This is a genomic window from Microcoleus vaginatus PCC 9802 (assembly GCA_022701275.1).
Taxonomy (GTDB): Bacteria; Cyanobacteriota; Cyanobacteriia; order Cyanobacteriales; family Microcoleaceae; genus Microcoleus; species Microcoleus vaginatus_A.
On sequence record CP031740.1, the window covers coordinates 1,896,410 to 1,920,025 of the forward strand.

At 45.3% G+C, this 23,616-nt stretch carries 16 protein-coding genes and 1 pseudogene; 12 read left to right on the plus strand and 5 right to left on the minus strand.

What is annotated here, in order from left to right; translation table 11 throughout:
- Positions 1-92 precede the first annotated feature (92 nt).
- Positions 93-2,123: a serine/threonine protein kinase gene (locus tag D0A34_07840; protein UNU18799.1), complete on the plus strand. Its 2,031-nt coding sequence runs from the start codon at positions 93-95 to the stop codon at positions 2,121-2,123.
- Between the two features lie 47 nt (positions 2,124-2,170).
- On the opposite strand, the gene D0A34_07845 is transcribed toward D0A34_07840, so the two are convergent.
- Together D0A34_07845 and D0A34_07850 are read right to left on the minus strand one after the other, a co-directional pair.
- On the minus strand, positions 2,171-2,731 hold the full coding sequence (locus D0A34_07845) for a Uma2 family endonuclease (GenBank protein ID UNU18800.1): 561 nt from the start codon (positions 2,729-2,731) through the stop codon (positions 2,171-2,173).
- A gap of 190 nt (positions 2,732-2,921) precedes the next feature.
- Positions 2,922-4,700: a hypothetical protein gene (locus D0A34_07850; GenBank protein UNU18801.1), complete on the minus strand. Its 1,779-nt coding sequence runs from the start codon at positions 4,698-4,700 to the stop codon at positions 2,922-2,924.
- Positions 4,701-5,016: 316 nt separating this feature from the next.
- Between D0A34_07850 and D0A34_07855 the strand changes: the two genes are divergently transcribed.
- The gene (locus D0A34_07855; protein ID UNU18802.1) at positions 5,017-5,289 is read left to right on the plus strand and encodes a hypothetical protein; all 273 of its coding nucleotides are present in this window, start codon (positions 5,017-5,019) and stop codon (positions 5,287-5,289) included.
- The gene (locus D0A34_07860) at positions 5,238-8,573 is read left to right on the plus strand and encodes a non-ribosomal peptide synthetase (protein UNU18803.1); all 3,336 of its coding nucleotides are present in this window, start codon (positions 5,238-5,240) and stop codon (positions 8,571-8,573) included. The genes D0A34_07855 and D0A34_07860 overlap by 52 nt, the downstream gene beginning before the upstream one ends.
- Positions 8,574-8,936: 363 nt before the next feature.
- On the opposite strand, the gene gvpN is transcribed toward D0A34_07860, so the two are convergent.
- Positions 8,937-9,860, minus strand: coding sequence for a gas vesicle protein GvpN (gene gvpN, locus D0A34_07865; GenBank protein ID UNU18804.1), 924 nt, complete (start codon positions 9,858-9,860; stop codon positions 8,937-8,939).
- Positions 9,861-10,126: 266 nt separating this feature from the next.
- A pseudogene (gene gvpA, locus D0A34_07870) lies at positions 10,127-10,336 on the minus strand (gas vesicle structural protein GvpA).
- A 351-nt stretch (positions 10,337-10,687) separates the two neighbouring features.
- On the opposite strand from gvpA, the gene D0A34_07875 reads away from it, so the two are divergent.
- The 6 genes from D0A34_07875 to D0A34_07900 all read left to right on the plus strand — a co-directional run bounded on the left by D0A34_07875 (position 10,688) and on the right by D0A34_07900 (position 15,233).
- A complete protein-coding gene (locus D0A34_07875; GenBank protein UNU18805.1) occupies positions 10,688-11,119 on the plus strand; it encodes a gas vesicle protein in 432 nt (143 codons plus the stop codon).
- A 12-nt stretch (positions 11,120-11,131) separates the two neighbouring features.
- On the plus strand, positions 11,132-11,602 hold the full coding sequence (locus D0A34_07880; GenBank protein UNU18806.1) for a gas vesicle protein K: 471 nt from the start codon (positions 11,132-11,134) through the stop codon (positions 11,600-11,602).
- A 24-nt stretch (positions 11,603-11,626) separates the two neighbouring features.
- On the plus strand, positions 11,627-12,361 hold the full coding sequence (locus D0A34_07885) for a protein gvpF/L (GenBank protein UNU18807.1): 735 nt from the start codon (positions 11,627-11,629) through the stop codon (positions 12,359-12,361).
- A 14-nt stretch (positions 12,362-12,375) separates the two neighbouring features.
- Positions 12,376-12,633, plus strand: coding sequence for a gas vesicle protein GvpG (locus tag D0A34_07890; GenBank protein ID UNU18808.1), 258 nt, complete (start codon positions 12,376-12,378; stop codon positions 12,631-12,633).
- The gene (locus D0A34_07895; protein ID UNU18809.1) at positions 12,620-13,303 is read left to right on the plus strand and encodes a gas vesicle protein; all 684 of its coding nucleotides are present in this window, start codon (positions 12,620-12,622) and stop codon (positions 13,301-13,303) included. The genes D0A34_07890 and D0A34_07895 overlap by 14 nt, the downstream gene beginning before the upstream one ends.
- Before the next feature lie 88 nt (positions 13,304-13,391).
- Positions 13,392-15,233, plus strand: coding sequence for an arsenic transporter (locus D0A34_07900; GenBank protein UNU22216.1), 1,842 nt, complete (start codon positions 13,392-13,394; stop codon positions 15,231-15,233).
- A gap of 434 nt (positions 15,234-15,667) precedes the next feature.
- Here the strand turns inward: D0A34_07900 and D0A34_07905 are convergent, their stop codons facing one another.
- The gene (locus D0A34_07905; GenBank protein UNU18810.1) at positions 15,668-16,777 is read right to left on the minus strand and encodes an alpha/beta hydrolase; all 1,110 of its coding nucleotides are present in this window, start codon (positions 16,775-16,777) and stop codon (positions 15,668-15,670) included.
- A 152-nt stretch (positions 16,778-16,929) separates the two neighbouring features.
- Here D0A34_07905 and D0A34_07910 point away from each other — a divergent pair, with 152 nt between their 5' ends.
- From D0A34_07910 to D0A34_07920, 3 genes are read left to right on the plus strand one after another with little or no spacing between them, the layout of a single operon-like run.
- The gene (locus tag D0A34_07910; GenBank protein UNU18811.1) at positions 16,930-21,876 is read left to right on the plus strand and encodes a non-ribosomal peptide synthetase; all 4,947 of its coding nucleotides are present in this window, start codon (positions 16,930-16,932) and stop codon (positions 21,874-21,876) included.
- A gap of 33 nt (positions 21,877-21,909) precedes the next feature.
- Complete coding sequence (locus D0A34_07915; GenBank protein UNU18812.1) at positions 21,910-22,944, plus strand: ParA family protein; 1,035 nt, start codon at positions 21,910-21,912, stop codon at positions 22,942-22,944.
- A gap of 9 nt (positions 22,945-22,953) precedes the next feature.
- Positions 22,954-23,556 (plus strand): hypothetical protein, encoded by a 603-nt coding sequence (locus D0A34_07920; GenBank protein ID UNU18813.1) that lies wholly within the window; start codon positions 22,954-22,956, stop codon positions 23,554-23,556.
- Positions 23,557-23,616 lie beyond the last annotated feature (60 nt).

Here is a 23,616-nt window from a genome sequence, read left to right on the forward strand (position 1 = left end):
CACTTCTCAATAACCAATTATTAATTGTTAGTATTCCATCAGGAAGCCAAAAAGATATATCATAATCTTAACCGGATCATTTCTTCCCAGATATGTTCTACTGTTCTAATCCCAGGTGTCCTCATCCTTTCAATCCCGACAACTCTAAATTTTGTCAAAGTTGCGGCCAGTCCGACCTCACGCCTCTCTTCAGAAACCGCTACCGCGTGATTCGACTGTTGGGCGAAGGGGGATTTGGCAGAACTTATGAAGCGGTAGATACGGATCGCATGGACGATCCCTGCGTAATCAAGCAGTTTGTACCCCAATTTCAAGGAACCTCCGCACTTGAAAAAGCCACAGAATTGTTTAAAGCAGAAGCAAAACGACTTTACGAACTCGGCGAACATCCCCAAATTCCTCGATTAATTGCTTATTTTGAGCAAGACAAGCGACTTTATTTAGTACAAGAGTTGATTGAGGGGCAAACTTTACTAGCAGAATTAACTCAGCAGGGTGTTTTTAGCGAAGAAAAAATTTGGCAGTTACTCGCAGATGTACTGCCGATTTTGAAATTTGTGCACGATCGCAATGTCATTCACCGAGACATCAAACTTGAGAATATCATGCGCCGCCGCACCTCTGTTAGCTCCTCCCTGCCAAAGGCGGGAAATTTTCGCAATTCAGCTTTCCGAAGAGGAGGGCGGGGAGAGTTAGTTCTGATAGATTTTGGCATTTCCAAACAAGTGACGGGCTCGCTGATGAGCAAAGTAGGCACGACGGTAGGAACGCCCGGATATTCGCCGATCGAACAAATGCGCGGTCAAGTTTTCCCCGGAAGCGATTTGTACAGTTTGGGAATAACTTGCCTGAGACTGCTAACTCAATGTTTGCCAAAAATTGACGGTTCCGATGACCTTTATGACCCGATAAACGGCGGCTGGATTTGGAGAGAACGGTTGCCCGCCAGCACAAAAGTCAGCAGCGAGTTGACAAAAATTTTAGATAAGTTAATTGAAGATTATCTCAAAAATAGATATCAATCGGCTGATGAAGTAATCAAAGCTTTAAATCTCTATTCTTTACCCCCCCAACCCCCTTTTGTCAAGGGAGGACAACTTGCTTTAAATTCTTCTGTGACAAAGGGAGGGCCACTTGCTTTAAATTCTTCTGTGACAAAGGGAGGGCCACTTGCTATTAATAGTCCGCTCAATCAAAGCGGGAAAATCAATAGCAATATCTCTGTCAATCCCAGGGGAAAATCCAACACCAATCCGCCTCCGAACCAGGCATCGCAAAAAATTGCCGCTGTCAAAAGCACTTTTGAATTTCAGGTGGTGACAGTAGACAAGCGCGGGAAGCAAACTAATGTTAACAGCGGCCAAGCGCGTTTTTTTGAAGAAAATCTTGGTAGCAGTACAGGGCTGGAAATGGTATCGGTTCCTGGCGGTACTTTTTTCATGGGTTCTCCAAAAGAGCGGGGTGATAGCGACGAAAAACCGCAGCACCCAGTAACTTTAGGATCTTTCTATATTAGCAAATTTCCAGTCACTCAGGCTCAGTGGACAGCAGTTGCGGCGCTGCCGGAAATTAAAATATTTCTCAATCCCGATGCAGCTCGTTTTAAAGGTGCAAATCGACCTGTAGAAAATGTATCTTGGTACGAGGCTGTGGAGTTTTGCGATCGACTTTCTCGCAAAACGGGTAAGAATTATCGCTTGCCTAGCGAAGCCCAATGGGAATATGCTTGCCGGGGGCAAACTACGGGGCCGTTTCACTTTGGGGAAACGATTACCAGCGAGTTAGCCAATTACAACGGAAATTCTAATTACGCTGACGCGCCGAAGGGAGTTTATCGCTTTCAAACGACAGATGTTGGCAGTTTTAAACCTAATGCTTTTGGATTGTACGATTTCCACGGAAATGTTTGGGAATGGTGCGCGGATTCTTGGCACAATAATTATAACGGTGCGCCTGCTGATGGTAGCGTTTGGGAGTCTGACGGGGACTCTTCGCTGAGGTTGTTGCGGGGGGGTTCTTGGAACGATCATCCTCCGAATTGTCGCAGCGCGTGCCGCCTCAGATATCAGCCGGATTGTAAGGCTAGTATTGTGGGTTTTCGAGTGGTTCTTTCTGTTGTTTAAGAATGGCGATTCCCTACGGGATAGCTGCGCTTCCCGCTTTTTTTAACTTAGCTAAAACTCAACCAGCTAAAAACTGTTTCAATAGTTAATTCTAACTCAATCCCCTTAAGTATTGGCAAATCAGTTGAACCTTTGTACAACTCCACTCTTTGCCCGGGAAATACCGCTAAAATACTTTCTTCTTCTGGAATCATTAACCACCCCAATTCAGTGCCTTGTTGCGAACAAGCAAGTAATTTAGCAAGCACTTTTGTTGGGCTTTGTTCGGGAGAAAGAATTTCAATCGCCCAGTCTGGATAAATTTCAAAGCGGTTAGCAATTCTACCAGATGGTAGAAAGGGAATTCTTTCCCACCGGAATACTGCTACATCTGGGACGAGTGATGCACCGCCGAAAGTGCAACGCAACTCTGGAAAAGTATAAGCAATCTTTGGTGTTTCGACTATGTGGTTGATGACATTGCAAAGCTTACCTTGCAATCTGCTATGTTCACCTTGAGGTCTGGGTTTTTGAAGGATTTCTTTGTTGATATATTCTGAAGCTGGGCCAGTTTCTGGAAGTTTTAGGAACTCCTCTAAGTTGGGCGAGATTTTAATGACTGTTGTCATAGGTAAAGTCGATTTTAGATTTTAGATTTTAGATTTTAGATTTTAGATTTTAAATTGGATAGATACAGCGTATCCCAGGTTTATTAACAGCAGTAGGGACACGGCAGTGCCTTGTCCCTACGAAAATTGAGCGCTCGGCGGGTGTCATTCATCAACGTGGAATCTGCTGTATGAAGGACAAATTCTTGCCTTAACTAGCCTTCTTTTGAGGAGCCAGTATGCGTTCCACGCTCATAGCAGCCACGCTCACTGTCACCACAGCCATGCCGAGAATTGCCACAGGCTTCAACTTCTCATTGATAATTAGAAACCCGAAGAGTGCGGTCATCGCCGGTCCCAAAGTGCCAATTACTGACGCTAAGGCTGCCCCCGCGAACCGGATGGCAAAATTATTCAAAAGATAGCTAAACAGCGTCAGCACCCCTAAAACAACGCCTCCCATAATCAAACCAGGCCAAACATTTTGGTCGATGTTAGGAGCAAAATTGTCCGACAGCGGCACCCACAAACTCAGGGCAGAAAATACAAAAATCGCGGCGAAATTAACTAAACTAAAAGGAATTGGGTGCAGCTTGCCCGCGGCCATTTGCGTCAGCAATACGTAACCTGCAAAGGTAATCCCAGAAGCCAGTGCCGCCGTGACTCCCACCCCGACATTGCCACCGCCTGGAGCTTGGGCCGCAAAACTCGGCCACCCAGCTAAAATTAGGCCTGCGGTAATCCCGAATATTGCCAAAAAACCGACTGTGCTGGGGCGAGAACCAAACAAGATCCAAGAACCTAGTACGGTGACGATCGGATAAATAAAGAAAATCGTAATCGCAATCCCCGCGGGAATATTTCCGATCGCCAAATAAATCAAAACCTGAGACAAAAACAGAAAAAATGCGCTTCCTAAAACTTTACTCCACAAAGCTCGATCGCCCGACTCGAACAACCGTCTAATATCTTTCCACACAGAAGGATACAGAAATGTCGCCAATATCGGCATCAAAGCCATCACCACGATCAGCCGCATCAACAAAATCAACAAAGAATTTCCAAAACCCGGAGTCACCACCCCCGGAAATTCAAACAACCCAAAAACCATGCGAGGGTTTTTGCCTTTAATCAGAATTCTTAAACAAACATTAAACAGCGACAATACCACCGCCGAAGATAAAGCCAGTACCAAACCTGTCTGTACTTGAGAAGGTGCTTTAGCGGTTGCGGTCGGCGGCACTGAAGAAGGCTGTGGTAGGGGTTCCCGCGGCGCATCCGCAGGTGTTGGCTGCAGAACTTGCGGGCGGACAGAATTAACAGAATTAGTTGATTCCTCCGAATAGGAATCTTGAGCATCGAAAGGATTGTCAAGATATGCTTCTTCTTCTTCGAGTTCTTCCCTGATGCGGTTGACGAGATTTTGTAACAGCTCTTCCCCTTGCAGTTCCAGGGTTTTCATGTTGTTGAGCCGCACCGACAGCTCGCTTTCATAACTGGTTAAATCTTGTTCCAGCATCTGAAAACTGCGATCGATCCTTTGATCCAGCGCCGCCAACAACTCCGAGGCTCGTTCGTCGTAGTTGCTCGGCGGCAGGGGTATCGGGAACTCGCCACTGGGAATAGGGCTGCTGAGAGAATTGCCCGAGTTAGCGCTGAGTTCGTTGAACCGCTGCACCAACAAATCCTGCAAATTGTGAGCCAAAACTTGAGCCAACTGCTTCAGCCACAATTGCTGCTGCTGAATATATCGCCCAGACAGAGATTCCATTTGCTGAGACTGCAATTTGCGATATTGCTCCCGGAGGCCTTCAATATCTTCAATCAGGTGATTTTTTTCAGTTTGCAGCCGAGTAATGTCTTGATTTAACTGGCCTTTGACATTTTGATGCAAAGCGTCCAGTTCTTGCATTACTGAGTGGAGGACTTCTTCTGCTGATTGTGCATCCTCTGGCTCGTCCTTTGACGAGTATACGTTCCGCTGCGCCATTAGCCTATAACCTCTAATTTAAACTGCACGTTCAGTGTTCTTAAGTATTTTGACAAATCAGCTCCCAACTTTTAGTGAGTTGATCTAAAAGATTGCGGACACTGTTCAATCAATAGTAGTCGCTAAGCTAGAAATGTGAGAAAATTGCGTGAAGCAAAGCTATCCCGCAGGGAATCCCCCCAAGAACACTTTGTGCAATTAGAAATCATACTACAGCTTGACCTCTCCACGGATTGCTCCCGGTAATTCTCGCATCTAACTCACCCGATGGCACCCGAATCACAAGCCTAAGAACCCGTTCCGCGACTAAATTTGATTGGGGGGTCGCAGTCCTAGCCCCTCAACGGATAACTTGATCCTGCAGCCAGAAATCCGGTTTCTTTTGTCCGCCTTTCTCCCGCACTCCCGCACCCAGGTTTATGATTTTAACAGTTCCGATCTTTTGCTCGCGAAAGTTTTAAGAGGCGATCGCACCCTGAAAAAGCCACCCCGCGCCATCAAAAAATTAACACATCCCATCCCCGAAGAGCAACAGATATGGCATCCGAAATTTATGACAATTCCTTTACAAGCGATCGACAAAGCCTGAATATTTCTGAGGATGCGGAAGTGTGTGTCTTTCCGGCATCATTTGCCCAGCAGCGCTTGTGGTTTCTCGACCAATTCGCACCAGAAAACCCTTTCTATAATGTAGTAACCGCACTGCGCTTAACTGGTTCCCTCAACTTAACAGCCTTAGAGCAAAGCTTCAACGAAATAGTGCAGCGGCACGAAACTTTGCGAACCACTTTTGCAGCGGTATCAGGCCAACCAGTGCAGATAATCTCTTCCGCTTTCAAGACTAATTTAAAACTATTAGACTTGCAAGATTTGCCGCCAGAACAACGCCACACAGAAGCAAAGAAACTCTCCGCAGCAGAATCTCTTCGCCCTTTCAATTTATCCACCGGACCGCTGATGCGAGTCACCCTCCTGCGGCTGACAGAAACCGAGCATATTCTCTTACTAAATATGCACCACATCGCCTCCGATGATTGGTCGATCGGGGTACTAATTCGAGAACTGGAGGCTATCTATACAGCTTTGATAAATCAACAGCCATCTCCCCTACCAGAATTATCACTTCAATATGCCGATTTTTCAGAGTGGCAGCGCGAATGGTTGCAAGGTGAAGTATTAGAAAATCAGCTAGCTTATTGGCGGCAGCAATTGCACGGGATTTCTGTGTTAAATTTGCCGACAGATCGCCCTGCACCACCTAGGCAAAATTATCGCGGAAAAACTCAATATTTAGAACTGCCCAAAAAGCTGAAAGACGCACTTTTAGCGCTCTCGCAGCGAGAAGGAGCGACTTTATTTATGACAGTCCTCGCAGCATTTCAAACTTTGCTTTACCGTTACTCGCAACAAGAAGATATTGTGGTAGGTTCGCCGATCGCCAATCGCAACCAGAGCGAAATAGAAGCATTAATCGGTTTTTTTGTCAATACTTTAGTGCTGCGAACAGACTGCTCGGGAAACCCCACATTTCGAGATTTTTTGGGCCGGGTGCGGGAAGTAACCCTGGGAGCTTATGCTCACCAAGATTTGCCTTTTGAGAAGCTCGTCGAGGAATTGCACCCAGAGCGATCGTTGAATCGCCACCCGCTGTTTCAGGTGGTATTCGGGCTGCAAAATGTGCCGCTGGACGAGCTAGAATTGCCAGGATTAAAGTTGAGCTCTTTTCCTTTGGAGACTCAAACAACGCGCTTTGATTTTGAGCTGTATTTGTGGGAAGCTTCCGATAATTTTAGGAGCAGATACGGCGAACAGTGGGAAGATTCGGAAGGGCTCAGAGGCTTAGCTGTGTACAATACGGATTTATTTGATGAAGTTACGATCGCCCGAATGCTGAGGCATTTTAAAACGCTGCTGGAAAGCATTGTGGCTAATCCAGAACAAGGAATTGCTAACTTACCTTTATTGAGCGAGGATGAAGTGAATCAATTATTCAGAGAATGGAACGATACTCGGACAGATTATCCTCAAAATAAGTGCATTCATCAGTTATTTGAGGAGCGAGCCCTGCAGCATCTGGAGGATGTCGCCCTAACTTTCGACAGCCAGCACCTGACTTACAGAGAACTCAACAGTCGCAGCAACCAACTGGCGCGCTACCTACAAAAACTGGGCGTGGGGACCGAGGTTTTAGTGGGGCTTTGTGCAGAGCGATCGATCAACCTAATTGTCGGAATGTTGGCTATACTGAAAGCGGGAGGAGCTTACCTACCGTTAGATCCGAGCTATCCGCGCGATCGGCTAAACTTGATGCTGGAAGATGCTCAAGTTAAAGTCTTGCTAATTCAAGATAAATTGATTGAGAATTTTCGAGACTTCTCAAACTCGGTGATTTACTTCGATCGCGACTGGGAACACATAGCCGAAGAAAGCGCCGAAAATCCCGCTAACACCGCAACAGCAGACAACCTAGCTTACGTTATTTACACATCTGGCTCAACAGGAAAACCCAAGGGAGTTGCTGTCACCCACAAAGCAGTAAATCGGCTGGTACTCAACACCAACTATATAAAAATAGAACCTACCGATAAAATTGCCCAAGCATCCAACGCTTCATTCGATGCAGCCACATTCGAGATTTGGGGAGCCTTGCTTAACGGCGCTCAACTCGTGGGAATTAGCACCAATATTACTCTTTCGCCTCACGATTTAGCCTTAGAACTGCGCCAAGAAGGCATCACAGTTTTGTTTTTAACAACTGCCTTATTTCAACAAATTGCTAGAGTTTTACCGCAAGCTTTTGATTCGCTGCGCTGCTTGCTGTTTGGCGGAGAAGCGGTCGATATGAGATGGGTAAAAAAACTTATCCAACAAAATCAAACCACTAAATTAATTCACGTTTACGGGCCTACAGAAAATACCACATTTTCGGCTTATTATTGCGTGCAAGACGTACCAGAAACCGCAACATCTATCCCCATCGGCCGCCCGATCGCCAACACGCAAATTTATCTCCTCGATGCGGATTTGCAGCCGGTGGCGATCGGTGTTATAGGTCAATTGTACCTCGGCGGTGACGGACTGGCGAAAGGCTACCTCAACCAACCAGATTTAACTGCAGCAGCATTCATTCCCAATCCTTTTAGCAATAAATCTGGTTCTACCCTTTATAAAACAGGTGATTTAGGTCGCTATTGGGTTGACGGCAACATCGAGTTTTTAGGTCGCATTGACGACCAAGTAAAAATTCGCGGCTACCGCATCGAATTGGGAGAAATTGAAGCCGCTTTGTGCCAGCATCCACAAGTGCGCGAAGCAGTAGTAATTGTGAGGGAAGACATCCCAGACGATAAACATTTGGTAGCTTATGTTATTCCTGACGGCATTAAGGAAAAATCGGAAACTCAAAATCTCAAGTCAAGTGACTTGCGCCAATTTTTGAAAGAAAAGTTACCAGGATATATGGTTCCTGCAACTTATGCAGTGTTGGAGAATATGCCACTGACGCCTAATGGCAAAGTAGACCGCCGCGCCTTGCCTGATATAGATACAGACAGCGAGGATCTAACAGAAAATTATGTAGCGCCTCGGACTGATCTCGAAAATGCGATCGGGAAAATTTGGGCTAAAGTTTTGGGAAAACAGCAGGTTAGTATCTACGATAATTTCTTTGAGCTAGGTGGGCATTCCCTGCTAGCAACTCAGTTGATTTCTCGCATCCGAGACGCTTTGCAAGTCGAGTTATCGGTCAGCAATTTGTTTGAGGCTCCGACTGTGGCGAGTCTGGCAAAATACATTGAAACAATGCGCTGGGCGGCGAAAGGTTTGGATACTGCCAGAACACACGAAAATGAGCGAGAAGATGTGGAATTTTAAGCCCACATTCCGCACCCCCAACTGGCACACACGCAGTTGGGGTGCCTTTTGAGAGTCTCCAGCCTAAGATAAGAGTCAGTAAAAATACCCTGAATGCTGTGTCAGGAGCACATCAAGCAGTTGGAGAACTCTCAAAATTTACCTCACGGGCATGAGTCATATATTCTTAATCTATAACAATTCAAAACTACCGTCATAACTAACTATTAATTTCCAGCATCTATCATCAGCAACGCGATCGTTATACATCATTGCTGAATCAAATAGTGATTGAGTTAGAGTTGGCTTTACTCATTAAATAAGTGATTTGATTCACAGTAATAAATAATAAGACCTACAGGATGCGGTCAAGGCGGCTAAGGATCATTGGTTTACCTTCCGTCTAGCAGAACGTTTTTTTGCTGAACCAACTTCCTGAAACAGTTCCCCAAAAATCGAGCTTGTTTCACTCTGGGACAGTTTGGAACGTGACAGCAGGACATCTGCACAGATATCTTGAAAGTCAGTGCTGGTGGGTACAACAGGAACATTATTGCTGTGACAGACTTGAGCAACGATCAGGCACGCCCGCAAACCGGAGAAGTTTCCATTTTGCTGTGTGCGCTCCCGAAACTTCTTAACAAGAGACACAATCACTGAGGCATCTGCTCGTATCAATCCTGATTTTTGGACAACAATCTCTTCCTGAGTCAGTTCGTCTGGCTCAGGAATATCGATCGTTATCAAGCGATCCATCAGTGCCTCCTGAGTTGCATGAACTCCGCAGTACTCCTGTGGATTCGAGGTAAAGATGATTCGGAACTGGGGATGGACGCGAATATATTCCTGTTGCTGAACAGGAGTTGGTAGCACCAGTAGCTTTTCCTCCAATACGGAGAGCACCACATTATTAACTTCAGGACGGGAACGATTGAACTCATCGTAGACCAGGGTGAAGCCCTCACGGCAGGCAGTGGTCAGGGGACCATCGATCCAAATCGGGCGGAATTCTTCTTCCAGCTTGACAACAGTGCGAATATAATTATCAACAACTTTCTTGCTGTTATGGCCTTGTTGGTTACCAATCAGATCGGAGGACTTGTACTCATCATCTCCAAACGTCAGCAAAATCGGACGCTGCAAAAGATTAGCCAAATGTATTGCTAATGTTGTTTTGCCGGTTCCAACCGGACCGCGCAGGTGGACAGAAAAGCCAGCGTGAAGATAGCGCAGCGCACGCTGAATCAGACAATTGATTGCTGGTGTATTGACAAAATTATAGGAGTTGGCTTGCACAACTGTAGTCACTACTCAATCCCTCACACGACATCTGTTGGGTTAGCAGTGGAAGGTGGCGCAGTTGCAACACTTGTTGCATAACTGCCAGTGGAAGAAATGGGCGTCCTTGGTACATAATCTTGTACACCAGCTACACCAGCTACACCAGCTACACCAGATGCGCCAGGTACAGCCCCTACGCCAGGTACAGCACCTACGCCAGGTACAGCACCTACGCCAGGTAGACCCGATAAACCAGATGTACTAGGTAAACCAGGTACAGAACCACGTACACGAGGTACAGCCGCTTGACCGGTTAAGCCAACAGCTTGTGCATACCTCAAATAAGTGTCTACTGATGCCAGCACAATCCTTGCTTCCACTACTAACAGTTCAATTCCCACAAGGGACACCCGTACCCACACATCGATGACGACACCCTTATCGAGGATGCGATCGATGACTTCAGCCAGACTAGAAGATGAGTTTACTGTTTCAACTGCCATGATTACTTCTTTTGATAGATGTGAAATTTTGCAAAAAATTACTAACGAACGATTTTATGAGTAACCCTTGTTTTTGATTTTTCACCCCCATTTAATAAGAATTTCTCCCACATTTTAGAGTCTATCTGACATTGATTCCACATCGGATACTTTTTATTTTTACATAGATTTGTTGCTTTTGATGAATATATGTAAAGTAATGTTTAAATATATTAGCACAGAAAATACGAGATTCGATTGATGGTATTTTTAGAAATAAATTCAGATAAATTTAGAGGATTCAAAAAAAGAAAAATTTTACATTCTCCTCTAAGATGGGAAAGTGTCAAATACTAAAGAGTTGAAACAATGATGACTTCTACGCCGCTCCTGCCGAAAAGTTCTCAATCCAACGCTAGTGGAATGATTGCAACACCTGCCCAAGGCTCAAGTTTAGCGGATGTTCTCGAACGAGTTTTGGATAAGGGAATTGTGATTGCAGGCGATATCTCTGTTTCCGTCGCCTCCACCGAACTCCTGCATATCAGAATTCGTTTGTTGATTTCCTCGGTTGATAAAGCGCGGGAGATGGGAATAAATTGGTGGGAAAATGACCCCTATCTCAGCAGCAAGCCTCAGGCTTTAATTGAAGAAAATCGGCAACTTCAGGAACGGTTAGAAAGTTTAGAAGCAGAAATGCGATCGCTCAAAGCTCTAGCTAGCAGTGAACTAACGAATCCTGATTCTATGCCAACAAAGCCTCTGTCTACTGAAAAGGGCACTAACCCTCCAGATGAGATATAAAAAGGTGGCATTATGACATTAGTTGGCACACCCTCTGAAAATTCTGAGATAGCAAGTACCCCTAACCAATTGAACAGTAAAGCGGGGTTGGCTTCTTTACTGTTAACAGTAATAGAATTGCTTCGTCAGCTTATGGAAGCGCAAGTCATTCGCCGCATGGAACAACAAGTTCTCAGCGAAACAGAGTTAGATAAAGCAGCAGAAAGTCTGCAAAAGCTGGAAGAACAAGTGTTGCAGTTATGCAAGATTTTTGAAATCGAGCCAGCAGATTTGAATGTAAATCTGGGAGAATTCGGCACCCTTTTACCACAACCTGGAACTTATTATCCAGGAGAAACTAGCAACAGTCCTTCTATCTTGGAACTGCTAGACAGACTTTTAAATATTGGAATTGTGGTGCATGGCGATGTTGATTTGGGCTTGGGGAATCTGGATTTGATTCACGCAAAACTGCGGCTGATTCTGACATCAAAACCGATATAAAGGTTCTTTCGTTTAAAAAGAATTATGAGTTTAGGTTTTTATCTTTACGGAATTTTACCCGCGCCCTTTTCGGAAAAAGTGGTTCTCGAAGGATTAGATCGACAACCAGTTCACAGCTACAGCGTTGACGGGTTCAACTTTTTATACTCAGAAGCAAAAAACAAAAAATATCTCACTTCCCGACGCAATTTATTGTGTCATGAAAAAGTTTTGGAACTCGCCATGAGTGAGGGGTTCCGCACTCTACTACCTCTTCGCTTTGGATTGGTAGTGAAAACCTGGGAAACGGTCACTGACCAATTGACTCGTCCCCATAAGGAAAAACTGGAAGAGTTATTTCAACAATTAGAAGGACGCAGAGAAGTTAGCGTTAAGGTATTTTGGAATAGCCAGTCGGAGATTCAGGGATTACTAGAGTCAAATGTCAGCTTGAAAAAAAAGCGCGATGCGCTGGAGGGTAAAGCTTTAAATCAGTCGGAAATCATTGAAATTGGCAAGTTGATTGAAAATGGTTTGCAACTTCGCAAGCAAGCAGTCATTAATGTTTTCCGCTCTGAATTAAACGCTTTGGTAGAAGAATTTGTGGAAAGCGATACAATGACGGAAGAGATGATTTACAATGCGGCTTATTTGATTCCCTGGGACAGTGAATCTAACTTTAGCCAAAAAGTAGAAGCAATCGACCAGAAATTTGGCGATCGCCTACGAATTCGCTATAATAATTTTACGGCTCCTTATACATTTGCCCAGCTTTATTAAGGAAAACTAATATTATGCTTCTCGAACTGTTAACTTTTCCCGTTTCAGCACCACTTGGTGGAATCATCTGGCTAGGAGAGCAACTTCTAGAGCGTGCTAATGCTGAATTAGATGATGCACAAAATTTGCAAAAACAGTTATTAGCTTTGCAGTTAGCGTTTGATATAGGTGAGCTTTCAGAAGAGGAATTTGAAATTCAAGAAGAAGAACTTTTGCTGAAAATTCAAGCCTTGGAAGACGCAGCAGAAGAATCTGAAAGTGGAACTATCTAACTTTTACACTTACGCTTTTCTAGAAACACCAGCCACTGTTTTGGAGTTACCTGTCGGCATTGGCGTCAGCGTACTTCTTATCAGTCATGCTGGCGTTTCAGCTTTGGTGGAACCAGAGGTGTCTTTAGAATCATTGCAGAACGATGACGAACGATTAATCCAAGCAGTTTTGTCACACGATCGAGTGATTTGCGAACTATTTCGCCAGACTACAATTTTACCCTTGCGGTTCGGCACTTCCTTTGTCTCAAAAGAAAGTTTATTGACTCATCTAGAATTCCACGCTGAGGAATATTTAGAAAAGCTACGCCAACTCAATGGTAAAGCCGAATATATGTTGAAGTTTATTCCCCGAACTCTAGATGAACCCGTTATAACGCCTGAAGCAGGAGGAAGACAGTATTTCTTAGCCAAAAAACAACGTTATCAAACACAGCAAGACTTTCAAATAGCTCAAACGGCCCAATGGGATCGGGCAGTTCATCTGATTACCCAGATATATAAGTCGGCAATTGTTGTTCAACCGCAGGGTGAAGAAGCGCGGATTTATCTTTTAGTCAGTCGCCAAGACGAACCCTTACTTGCAGAACAATTTTTAGCTTGGCAAAAAGCGTGTTCTCGTTGGGAATTACAGTTAGGAGAAGCCCTACCTCCTTACCATTTTATCTAAAAGTTATATCTGGAATTTTTCAATCTAAAAAATATCAGGAGGTGTAGAGATGGATGATCTGGTAAAGTACGACTCGCTTCACCTAGCAATGTTTAGCGGTAAAGGTGGAGTAGGAAAAACTACCATTGCCTGCGGTTTTGCTCGGCGCTGGGCGAGATTATTTCCCAACCAACAAATACTGTTAATATCTACAGATCCAGCCCATTCTTTAGGCGATGTGCTACAAACAAAAGTGCAACACAACGCCTTCCCCTTACCTGATTTACCTAACTTGAGCGTTCGGGCGTTAGATGCTAAAGAATTACTCCTAGAATTTAAGGCAAAAAACGGTAGGTTTTTAGAGGTATTAGTTGAGCGGGGAAGTTTTGTTGAGGGCGAAGACTTAACACCTGTTTGGGATTTAGACTGGCCCGGTTTAGATGAAGTTATGGGTCTGGTGGAAATTCAACGCCTGCTGACAGAAAAAGTGGTAGACCGCGTAGTAGTAGATATGGCTCCTTCCGGTCACACTTTAAACTTATTGGGAATCAAAGATTTTTTAAATATAGTTTTAAATTCTTTAGAATTATTTCAAGAAAAACATCGGGTCATTACCCAAACTTTTAAGCGAAGTTATACCGCTGATGAAGTTGATGACTTTTTGGTCAAGATGAAACATGAATTAGCAGAAGGCAGACGCCTGCTGCAAAATAAAGATATAAGCGCTTGCTTAGTGGTGGCGATCGCCGAACCTATGAGCCTCTTAGAAACGGAACGATTTCTAGAAAGCTTGCAAGTATTAGAAATTCAGAGCGGTGGCTTATTCATTAACCGAATTTTAACAGATGCTAATACAGATTTAGACCGCTATAGCGAACAACAACAATTGCTAAAGAAATTCGTAGAACTACCAGGAAAGCAGCCTGTTTTTATTGTACCGCAACAGGCATCAGAACCACTGGGCAGTGCGGCGTTAGACAATATTATTAGCCAAATTCAAAAAATTGATACAGTTGCAATTGCTCCACCAGCACCCATACAATGGCCCGCTAAAGTGCTACCCAGTTTCTGCGATTTTATCGCAGAAGGACGGCAACTTATCCTTGTTGGCGGCAAAGGAGGAGTGGGGAAAACTACAGTAGCAGCTGCTATAGGGTGGGCGTTAGCAAGTCGTTATCCTGATAAAAATATTCGCCTCATTTCCATCGACCCCGCCCATTCTTTGGGAGATGCTTTTGGAGGAAAATTAGAACACAAACCCACTCAAATAACTACCAATTTAAGCGGTCAAGAAATCAATGCTGATATAGTTTTAGAACAGTTCCGAAATGATTATCTTTGGGAATTAGCCGAAATGATGAGCGGCGAAGGAACTGAAGCCAAAGCAGTGAAAATTGCTTACACTCCCGAAGCTTGGCGACAAATTGTAGCGCAAGCTTTACCTGGTATTGATGAAATGCTGTCCCTGATCGCAGTGATGGATTTATTAGAGCGCAAACAGCAAGATTTAATTATCCTGGATACTGCCCCAACCGGTCATCTTCTGCGCTTTCTAGAAATGCCATCTGCATTGGCAGATTGGTTAGCCTGGATATTCAAGCTGTGGATGAAGTATCAAAATGTTTTAGGTAGGGTAGATTTCATGGGGCGGCTGCGGAAATTGCGACAACAAGTTGTACAAGCGCAGAAGAAATTGAAAGACCCCAACCACACCGAATTTATTGGTGTCATCCAAGCTCAAGCTGCAATTATTGCAGAACAAGTGCGGTTAAATGAGTCTTTGCAAAATATGGGAGTTCCGCAGCGTTACATAGTGCATAACCGCTACAGTCAAGATAGCTCACTTGATGCTGGTTTATTTCCCGATCAAACTATTATTCACTTACCGATTTTACCCCGTTCTGTGGAAGCGCTAGACCGAATTAAAGGGGCAGCAAATCTCCTCTTTTAACTAAAATATAAGTAAGTCGGCGAGAAAATTTATAACTATGTGAGGAAAATCCTCCTGATAATGAATGTGATTTATTTCCCATTGCTTAGAGCTGTATTGCTCTTTGATAAATCTGTTGAACATTGACTCAAGCGACTGCACTTATAGCGCCATTTCTACCCGCAATCCGCCCGAAAACGAGACATTCGGAGACGTTCATTGATGTTTGGTATCGAAACCCCCAAATAGAACCGAACTCACCCGCAGCAAAAAGCCTGGGTATTGGATTTCCATCTGGATCTAAAACCCGCGCCTCTTTGTCACCTCGCGGGCCACCCTGAGTGTTGTAGCCCAGCTTCGGCACCCCCAACTGCGTGTGTGCCAGTTGGGGGTGCGGAATGTGGGTTTAAGGCCGCCACAGCCAGAACCTACAGGATTTTAAGTCACATTTTTAGTCACGAAATTTCAGTGCAGAATGCCCTGACAGCTTCTGCAAACTGCTGGTTGTGCTCGATTAATGCCATGTGTCCTCCTCGCTTTATAGTAACTAGCTCTGCTTGAGGTAATTCTGCTTTCATTCGCACGCTAGCTGGGGGGGTAGTGGCGATATCTGAATCGCCGCAGATCACCAACACTGGAATGTCAATTGATGGCAAAGTTTTTGTTTCCTCAAATTTGAGCATTCCCAGTGTGCCGCGAGCGAGAACGCCGGGAGAACCCAAGGCTGATAAGAAAGCTGAGAAATCTAATTGACCGCGCGTTTCAGTGCCTTTAAATCCCGATACTTCTACACTGATGTACAGTGAACCATTGAGATAGCTCAGCCAAGTCATTCCCCACATAATCGGTTCAAGAGCTATGGTGAGGTAGAGCAGAGGTTGAAGCAGCGGCTTCTGCAAAGCGCGCCATAAACCGCTAAAAATAGCGGTTTTGAGGGGATTAGTATAAGTCGTATCTACCAGAATTAAACCAGCTACTCGACTACCCAGAAGTTCTGGGAAAAGCCGACTGAATGTTAGAGAAATCATGCCGCCCATGCTGTGTCCGAGTAAGATAACAGGTTTATTTCCTGCTATAGCAATGACGGCTTCGAGATCGCGGGCAAATTTTTCTAGGGAGTAGTCGCTGTTTTTTGGTCGAGTGGATTTTCCCAGACCTGGAAGATCCCAAACAATCACTCGGAAGCGATCGGTTAGTTGCCGTTTCGCGTAATACCAAACCATACTGTTGGGCCCCCAACCATGGGAGAGGATAATCGGCTGTCCGTCCTCTGGGCCGTAAAATTCTACTTGTAAAATAGTGCCATCAGGCCTCTCTACCCGCTGCACCGTACCCGTCCGCGTGGGCTTCGGTTCGTCAGCACCGGGGCGGCGGAACAGCGGCAAACTGATAAAGCGGCCGCCAACAGACCAAAGAACCATCAAGACTCCGCTGACTAAGTAGGAATTCCCTTCAAGTTCGCCGATGTACCATTCGTAAATAATGTATATACCTCCGCCAAGTACCCCGAGGGACAGCAGTCCTACCAGCCATAGGAACAGGAAATTGAAGGGCATGAACGGCATAAGCTGAAACCTTGGGTAGAATTTGGGTTGCGGATTCAAACAGAATCATACTCAGGTTAGGCCACAGTAGGCAAGGGGTAAGTTAAGCTCTTAGCTTGTGCGCTGGTGGAATTTCTTTTATATTTGCAAAAGTAATCACAGGATGACTCAAAATGCCAGAGCCAAAAATATCGAGTTCATCGCCAAATGCCAGAGATTCTGTCACGGTGGAGTTAGTTGAGTTTTTATCTTACCTTCGCAGTCTAGATATTAATATTTTTGTTGAGGGATCTCGCCTGCGCTGCAACGCTCCAGAAGGAATTATTACACCAGAACTGCGCGCCGAAATTTCTCAGAAAAAAGCCGAAATTATTTTATTTTTAAAAGCAGCTAATCGTACTTCTAGTTTCACTCCTACACCGATTGTTCCGATGGGGCGGGACGGAAATCTACCGCTTTCCTTTGCACAGCAGCGCTTGTGGTTTCTCGACCAATTAGTACCGAACAATCCCTTCTATAATGTTCCCGCAGCATTGCGTTTGACAGGTGCGCTCAATTTTTCGGCGCTGCAACAAACCTTCAATGAAATTGTGCGCCGCCACGAAGCTTTACGCACGACTTTAGCAGTAGTTTCGGGGCAACCCGTTCAGAGAATAGCTGCTGCTTTCCACCTCCCGATTAATGTAGTGGACTTGCGAAACTTGCCAAAGGAATCTCGACAAACTGAAGCAAACAGGCTCACCGCCCAGGAAGCTCAACGCTCTTTCAATTTGTCCAATGACTTGTTGCTGCGAGTCACATTATTGCAGTTAGATGATGCCGAATATTTACTAATGCTGAATATGCACCACATTGTCTCCGATGGTTGGTCTATCGGAGTGCTAATTCAGGAATTAGGCGCACTTTACACGGCATTTGCTAGCGAAAAACCTTCGCCTTTACCGGATTTGTCGATCCAGTATGCTGATTTTGCCAAATGGCAGCGCGAATGGCTGCAAGGGGAAGTTTTAGAAACGCAGCTTGCTTACTGGCGGCAGCAGTTAAACGGCATTTCTATGCTAAATTTGCCTGCGGATCGACCCAGGCCAGCAATTCAAAGTTACCGAGGCAAAAGGCAATTTTTGCAACTGCCAAAACAACTGAGCGAGGCTTTAGAAACGTTGAGCCAGCGCGAAGGAGTGACGCTGTTTATGACTATGCTGGCAGCTTTTAAAACGTTGCTTTACCATTACGCCCAGCAAGAAGATATTGTTGTAGGTTCGCCGATCGCCAATCGCAACCGCAGTGAAATAGAAGCATTAATCGGGTTTTTTGTCAATAGTTTGGTGCTGCGTACAGATTTGTCGGGAAATCCAACTTTTCGGGAACTTTTAAACCGAGTCAAAGAGGTAGCATTAGGAGCTTACGCTCACCAAGATTTGCCGTTTGAGAAGTTAGTAGAAGAACTGCACCCCGATCGCGCGTTGAACCAAAATCCCTTATTTCAGGTGGCGTTTGCGCTGCAAAACGCGCCGGGGAATCGGTTAGAATTGCCAGAATTAACACTCAGCCCGCAGCAGTTAGATGTGGGTACAGCGCGGTTTGATTTGGAGTTCCATTTGTGGGAGCGATCGCCCAACAGCTCGGGAAGCAACCAATCGCCCAGCAATAAGCTGTGGGTTGATAGCTCTCTGGGCATCAGCGGCATGGTTATTTACAGCGCCGATTTATTTGATGAAGCTACGATTGCGCGCCTGATCGGGCATTTTCAAACTCTGTTAGAAAGCATTGTGGCAAATCCCGAACAGCGAATTGCCAACTTGCAATATTTGAGCGCCCAAGAGCGCTATCAGTTGTTAGTTGAATGCAACAATACTCAGGCGGATTATCCGCAAGATTTGTGCATCCATCAACTATTTGAAATGCAGGCCGCTGGGACACCGGATGCGGTGGCGCTGGTATTTGGAGAGGAGCAAGTCACCTATCGAGAGCTAAATTTTCGCAGCAACCAACTAGCACGTTATCTGCAAAAAATGGGGGTGGGGGCGGAAGTTTTAGTCGGGCTTTGCTGCGGGCGATCGCTCGATCTGATCGTGGGGATGTTGGGTATCCTGAAAGCGGGAGGAGCTTACTTAATTTTAGATCCGAGCTATCCTGCTGAGCGATCGAGCTTTATGCTAAAAGACGCTCAATTATCTGTTGTGTTAACTCAGCAGCAATCGGTAGAGAATTTGCGCTCGCCCAATTTACAGATAGTTCGTTTAGACACAGACTGGGAGATGATTTCCCAAGAAATCGCCGACAATCCCACCAGCGCAGCCACAGCCGAAAATCTGGTTTACGCGATTTACACCTCCGGGTCCACGGGAAAGCCGAAAGGAGTGGAAATTGAACACGGGAGCTTGTTAAATCTCGTTTTTTGGCATCAAAGAGAGTTTGGGGTGTCAGCGGGCGATCGAGCAACGCAAATAGCAGCGATCGGCTTTGATGCTTGCGGGTGGGAAATTTGGCCTTATCTCGCCGCCGGAGCTAGCATCTACTTTCCAGAAGATGACATCAGGCGAGATCCTGAAAAACTGCAAAACTGGTTAGTATCAAAAGCCATTACCATTAGCTTTTTGCCAACACCTTTAGCCGAGAAAGTTTTGCTATTAGATTGGCCTCAAACAACAGCGTTGCGAATCTTGCTCACAGGCGGCGAAAAACTGCAACAACATCCTTTAAAATCCCATCCATTTAAGCTAGTAAATAATTACGGCCCAACCGAGAACACCGTCGTCACAACTTCCGGTTATATTCCTGCAACAGAGCAAACAGACATCGCCCCGACAATTGGCCACCCCATTGCTAACACTCAAATCTACATATTAGACAAATATTTGCAGCCCGTACCAGTGGGCGTTGTTGGCGAATTGTACATCGGCGGAAACGGACTCGCTCGCGGCTACCTCAACCGCCCAGATTTAACCGCACAACGCTTTATTGTCAATCCTTTTAAACCAAATTCAGGCACCATTCTCAATGACTTGTTTAGGAACAGGCAAGATGCCTGTTCCACAACAAAATTCATCTCTTGTGGAACAGGCATCTTGCCTGTTCTCGATAATGATGCAACATCTCAGTTTAAACCAAATTCAGGAGAGCGAATTTACAAAACCGGCGACTTAGTGCGCTACAGAGCCGATCGCAACCTTGAATTTTTAGGACGCCTTGACGAACAAGTAAAGATTCGCGGTTTCCGCATCGAATTAGGAGAAATCGAGACACTATTAACTCAACATCCGGCGGTGCAGCAAACTGTAGCAATAGCTTCCGAAGATGGACAGGGAGATAAACGTTTAGTAGCTTATATTGCCCTGAATCCAGAATATAGCGTTGCCCGCGAAAAAAACCAAATAATGCAATTGCAGGACGAACAGGTTTTGCAGTGGCAAATGCTCTACAATGAAACTTACAATCAACCTGCTGTTGACTCAGATCCAACATTTAATATTGTCGGCTGGAATAGCAGTTATACTAATCAGCCAATCCCAGCAGAACAGATGCGCGACTGGGCGAACAATCAAGCCGCCCAAATTTTAGCTTTGCAGCCTAGCCGAGTGTTAGAAATTGGCTGCGGCACAGGTTTGTTGCTGTTCCAAATTGCCTCTCGCTGCACTCAATATTGCGGAACAGACTTTTCACCTATTTCGCTCAACTATATTCAGCAGCACTTGGCAAATCAAGAGTTAGCTAATGTAACCCTGCTTCAGAAAATGGCGACTGACTTTGAAGGAGTAGAGACAGCAGCTTTTGACGCAGTAATTCTCAACTCAGTCGTACAATATTTCCCGAATATCGACTATCTCGTGCAGGTGCTAGAAGGTGCAGTGAAAGCAACTGCCCCCGGCGGCTTTATATTCATCGGAGATGTCCGCAGCTTGCCGTTGCTGGCAGCTTTTCACGCTTCGGTACAACTGTATCAAGCCGAACCTTCTCTCGCGGGCGAACAGTTGCAGCAGCGAGTACAAATGCAAATTTTTCAAGAAACAGAGTTAGTTATTGAACCAGAGTTTTTTAGCGCATTAAAGCACCGCTTTCCGCAGATTGGCGGCGTAGAGATTCAATTAATTCGCGGTAGTCATCACAATGAGTTAACTGATTTTCGGTACAATGCTATTCTGCATATTGCGTCTGAAACAGCACGCCCCAAATCAGCGCCAAAAGGGGAGTGGGGCGCCGAAAAACGGCTGGATTGGTTGGATGAAAATCAGAATATGACTGTTACCAAGGTGCAAGAAATATTATTGCAAAATCAACTCGATGTTTTAAGAATTGCTAATGTGCCTAATGCGCGGGTAACGGCAGCAGTTAAGGCGGCAGAGTTGCTGTCTGTTGTCGATAAATTTCCAACAGCAGGTCAGTTGCAAAAAGCCGTGGAAAAAGTCGAGGATTTAGGAGTCGATCCCGAAGCGTGGTATGCTTTGGAAGTTCCGTATAATGTTAATATTAGTTGGTCTAATTCCGACAGTCAAGGGCGCTACGATGTAGTCTTTGCACGGGGTGAAACTAGAGATTTTGTGCCAGAAACCCGAACTGATAACTTGCGTCCTTGGCGCTCTTATGCTAACAATCCCTTACAAGCTAAAGCAGCGCGTAAATTAGTGCCACAGTTGCAGGCTTATCTAGCAGAAAAACTGCCGGAATATATGATTCCGTCGGCTTTTGTGGTGCTGGAGTCGCTACCGGTGACGGCTAACGGAAAGGTCGATCGACTCGCTTTGCCTGCACCGGAGCCGATTAAGTTAGAATGGGCTGGCGGTTATGTTGCGCCTCATACTTCTATTGAGGAAGTTTTAGTGAAAATTTGGGCTGAGGTTTTGGGGATAAAGCGAGTGGGTATCCGGGACAATTTCTTTGAATTAGGAGGCCATTCGCTGCTGGCGACTCAGCTTGTTTCGAGAGTGCGAGATGCTTTCGGGGTAGAGTTGCCTTTGCGCCGGGTTTTTGAAGCACCGACAATTGCAGAATTATCTAAGATTGTTGAGAGTTTGAAAGAGAGCGATGCTAAAATTAAAGCTCCTGCTTTAGTGCCTGTTTCTCGCGAGAATCGTCGCGTGAAGCTGTCATCGGTGAACAGAGAAAGTAAAGAGAGAGGATGAAAATTTTATTGTCCCTTCCAAGAAATACACCCAATGAGTTCATACGCTTTCTGGAACAATAAAGGCGGCGTCGGCAAGAGCTTCCTTTGCTTTGTCGCTGCTTCTGAATATGCTCACCGTCACCCCGATACAGATGTCTATGTAATTGATTTATGTCCGCAGGCGAATGTGTCAGAAATGCTACTTGGCGGATATTTCACTAGCCCAGATGGGCTGCATTTTTTAATGAGCAAAACTCCGCGCGCAACAGTAGCAGGCTATCTAGAAGCGCGTCTGAACTCTCCATTTCGGATGGTTGCAGACATATCCCCATATCTATGCGAACCGAGAGAATTCAATCAGAATATACCAGAGAATCTAAGACTTGTATGCGGGGACAATTACCTGGAAATAATTTCTGAAGCAATCCGACAAACATCCCAGTTGGAAATACCTTATGACTCGTGGAAACAGGTGCTAACTTGGGGACGAGACCTGACGGTTGCCCTGCGTTCATATAGCGGCGATCGCGATACCATATTCTTCATAGACTGTAGTCCTACTTTTGCTATTTATACACAGCTTGCTCTGGTGGCTGCAGAAAACTTGGTTGTACCATTTATAGCGGATTATACTTCACGTCTGGCGATCGAGAATGTCCTCGCAATTCTCTATGCCATAACCGACCCCCATACTGCGCCATACGCACGAATTGCTTTTGCAAAACGCGCGAAGGAAGAAGGTCTACCTGTACCAAAATTACATACATTCGCTAGCCTACATTTGGCTGTGTACAAAGGGAGAGCGAGCAAGGCATACGAAGCTGTAAACCAGACAATTATGCAGATGATGGATGATATACACAAGAAGCACCGTCATATTTTTGCTAACTCCAAAGACAAGCCGAGTAACAGCTTCATTGAAATCCCTGATTTTGCCAGCGCTTCTGTACTTGCTGCTACGACTGGCACGCCCTTGCACAAACTCACACCAGCAGCCAAAAACATCGCGGGCGAGCAGGTGCAATTGAATGCAGAGTCATTGCAAAGGTACCGAGATGCACTTGAAAAGTTCGTGAACTGTATTTAGGAAATCGCCGTGGCGTCACCAGCAGCATTGAAGTACAAAACAGCGTCCAACACGGCTAGAACACTTCGCGAAACAGCTACAGATCCCCGCTTGCAACCAATATCGCGCAGTCAAACTCAAGTCTACTATCACTCCGCTCTAGCTGCATTTGTTGCTGTATGGGATGCTTACATAAACGAACTCGTTCGCAATTTTTTCGCTGCAACTGCAAATCCTTTAGATCCCAAATTTCATGCCGTACATTCTATTGCTAGAGATGCGGCGGAACGCGCACTTGAAAGATTTAATACACCAAACGCGGAGAACACGCGAAACCTTCTGATTCAAAACACTGGTTACGATCCTATTGGCGATTGGATTTGGCCTGCAAGAAGCCTCAGCGGATTAGCCGTTCGGCAGAGGCTAAATGAGATTTTAAGAGTGCGGCACAGTTTTGCACATGGTTTTGCTATTCCCGCGCTTTCTTGGACTCAAACAGCAACCGGAAAAGTTCGGCTTACGGCTAAAGCGATAGACGATGTTGATGTTTTTTTTACACATCTTGTGAATGTTACCGACCTCGGCATGAAGCAGCATATCGAAACGAGTTATAGTCTAGTATTGCCTTGGTAAAGATTTTAATCAAAGAGATGAAATCTTCTCTATGTAATATTTGTAGGCTACTTTGTACGC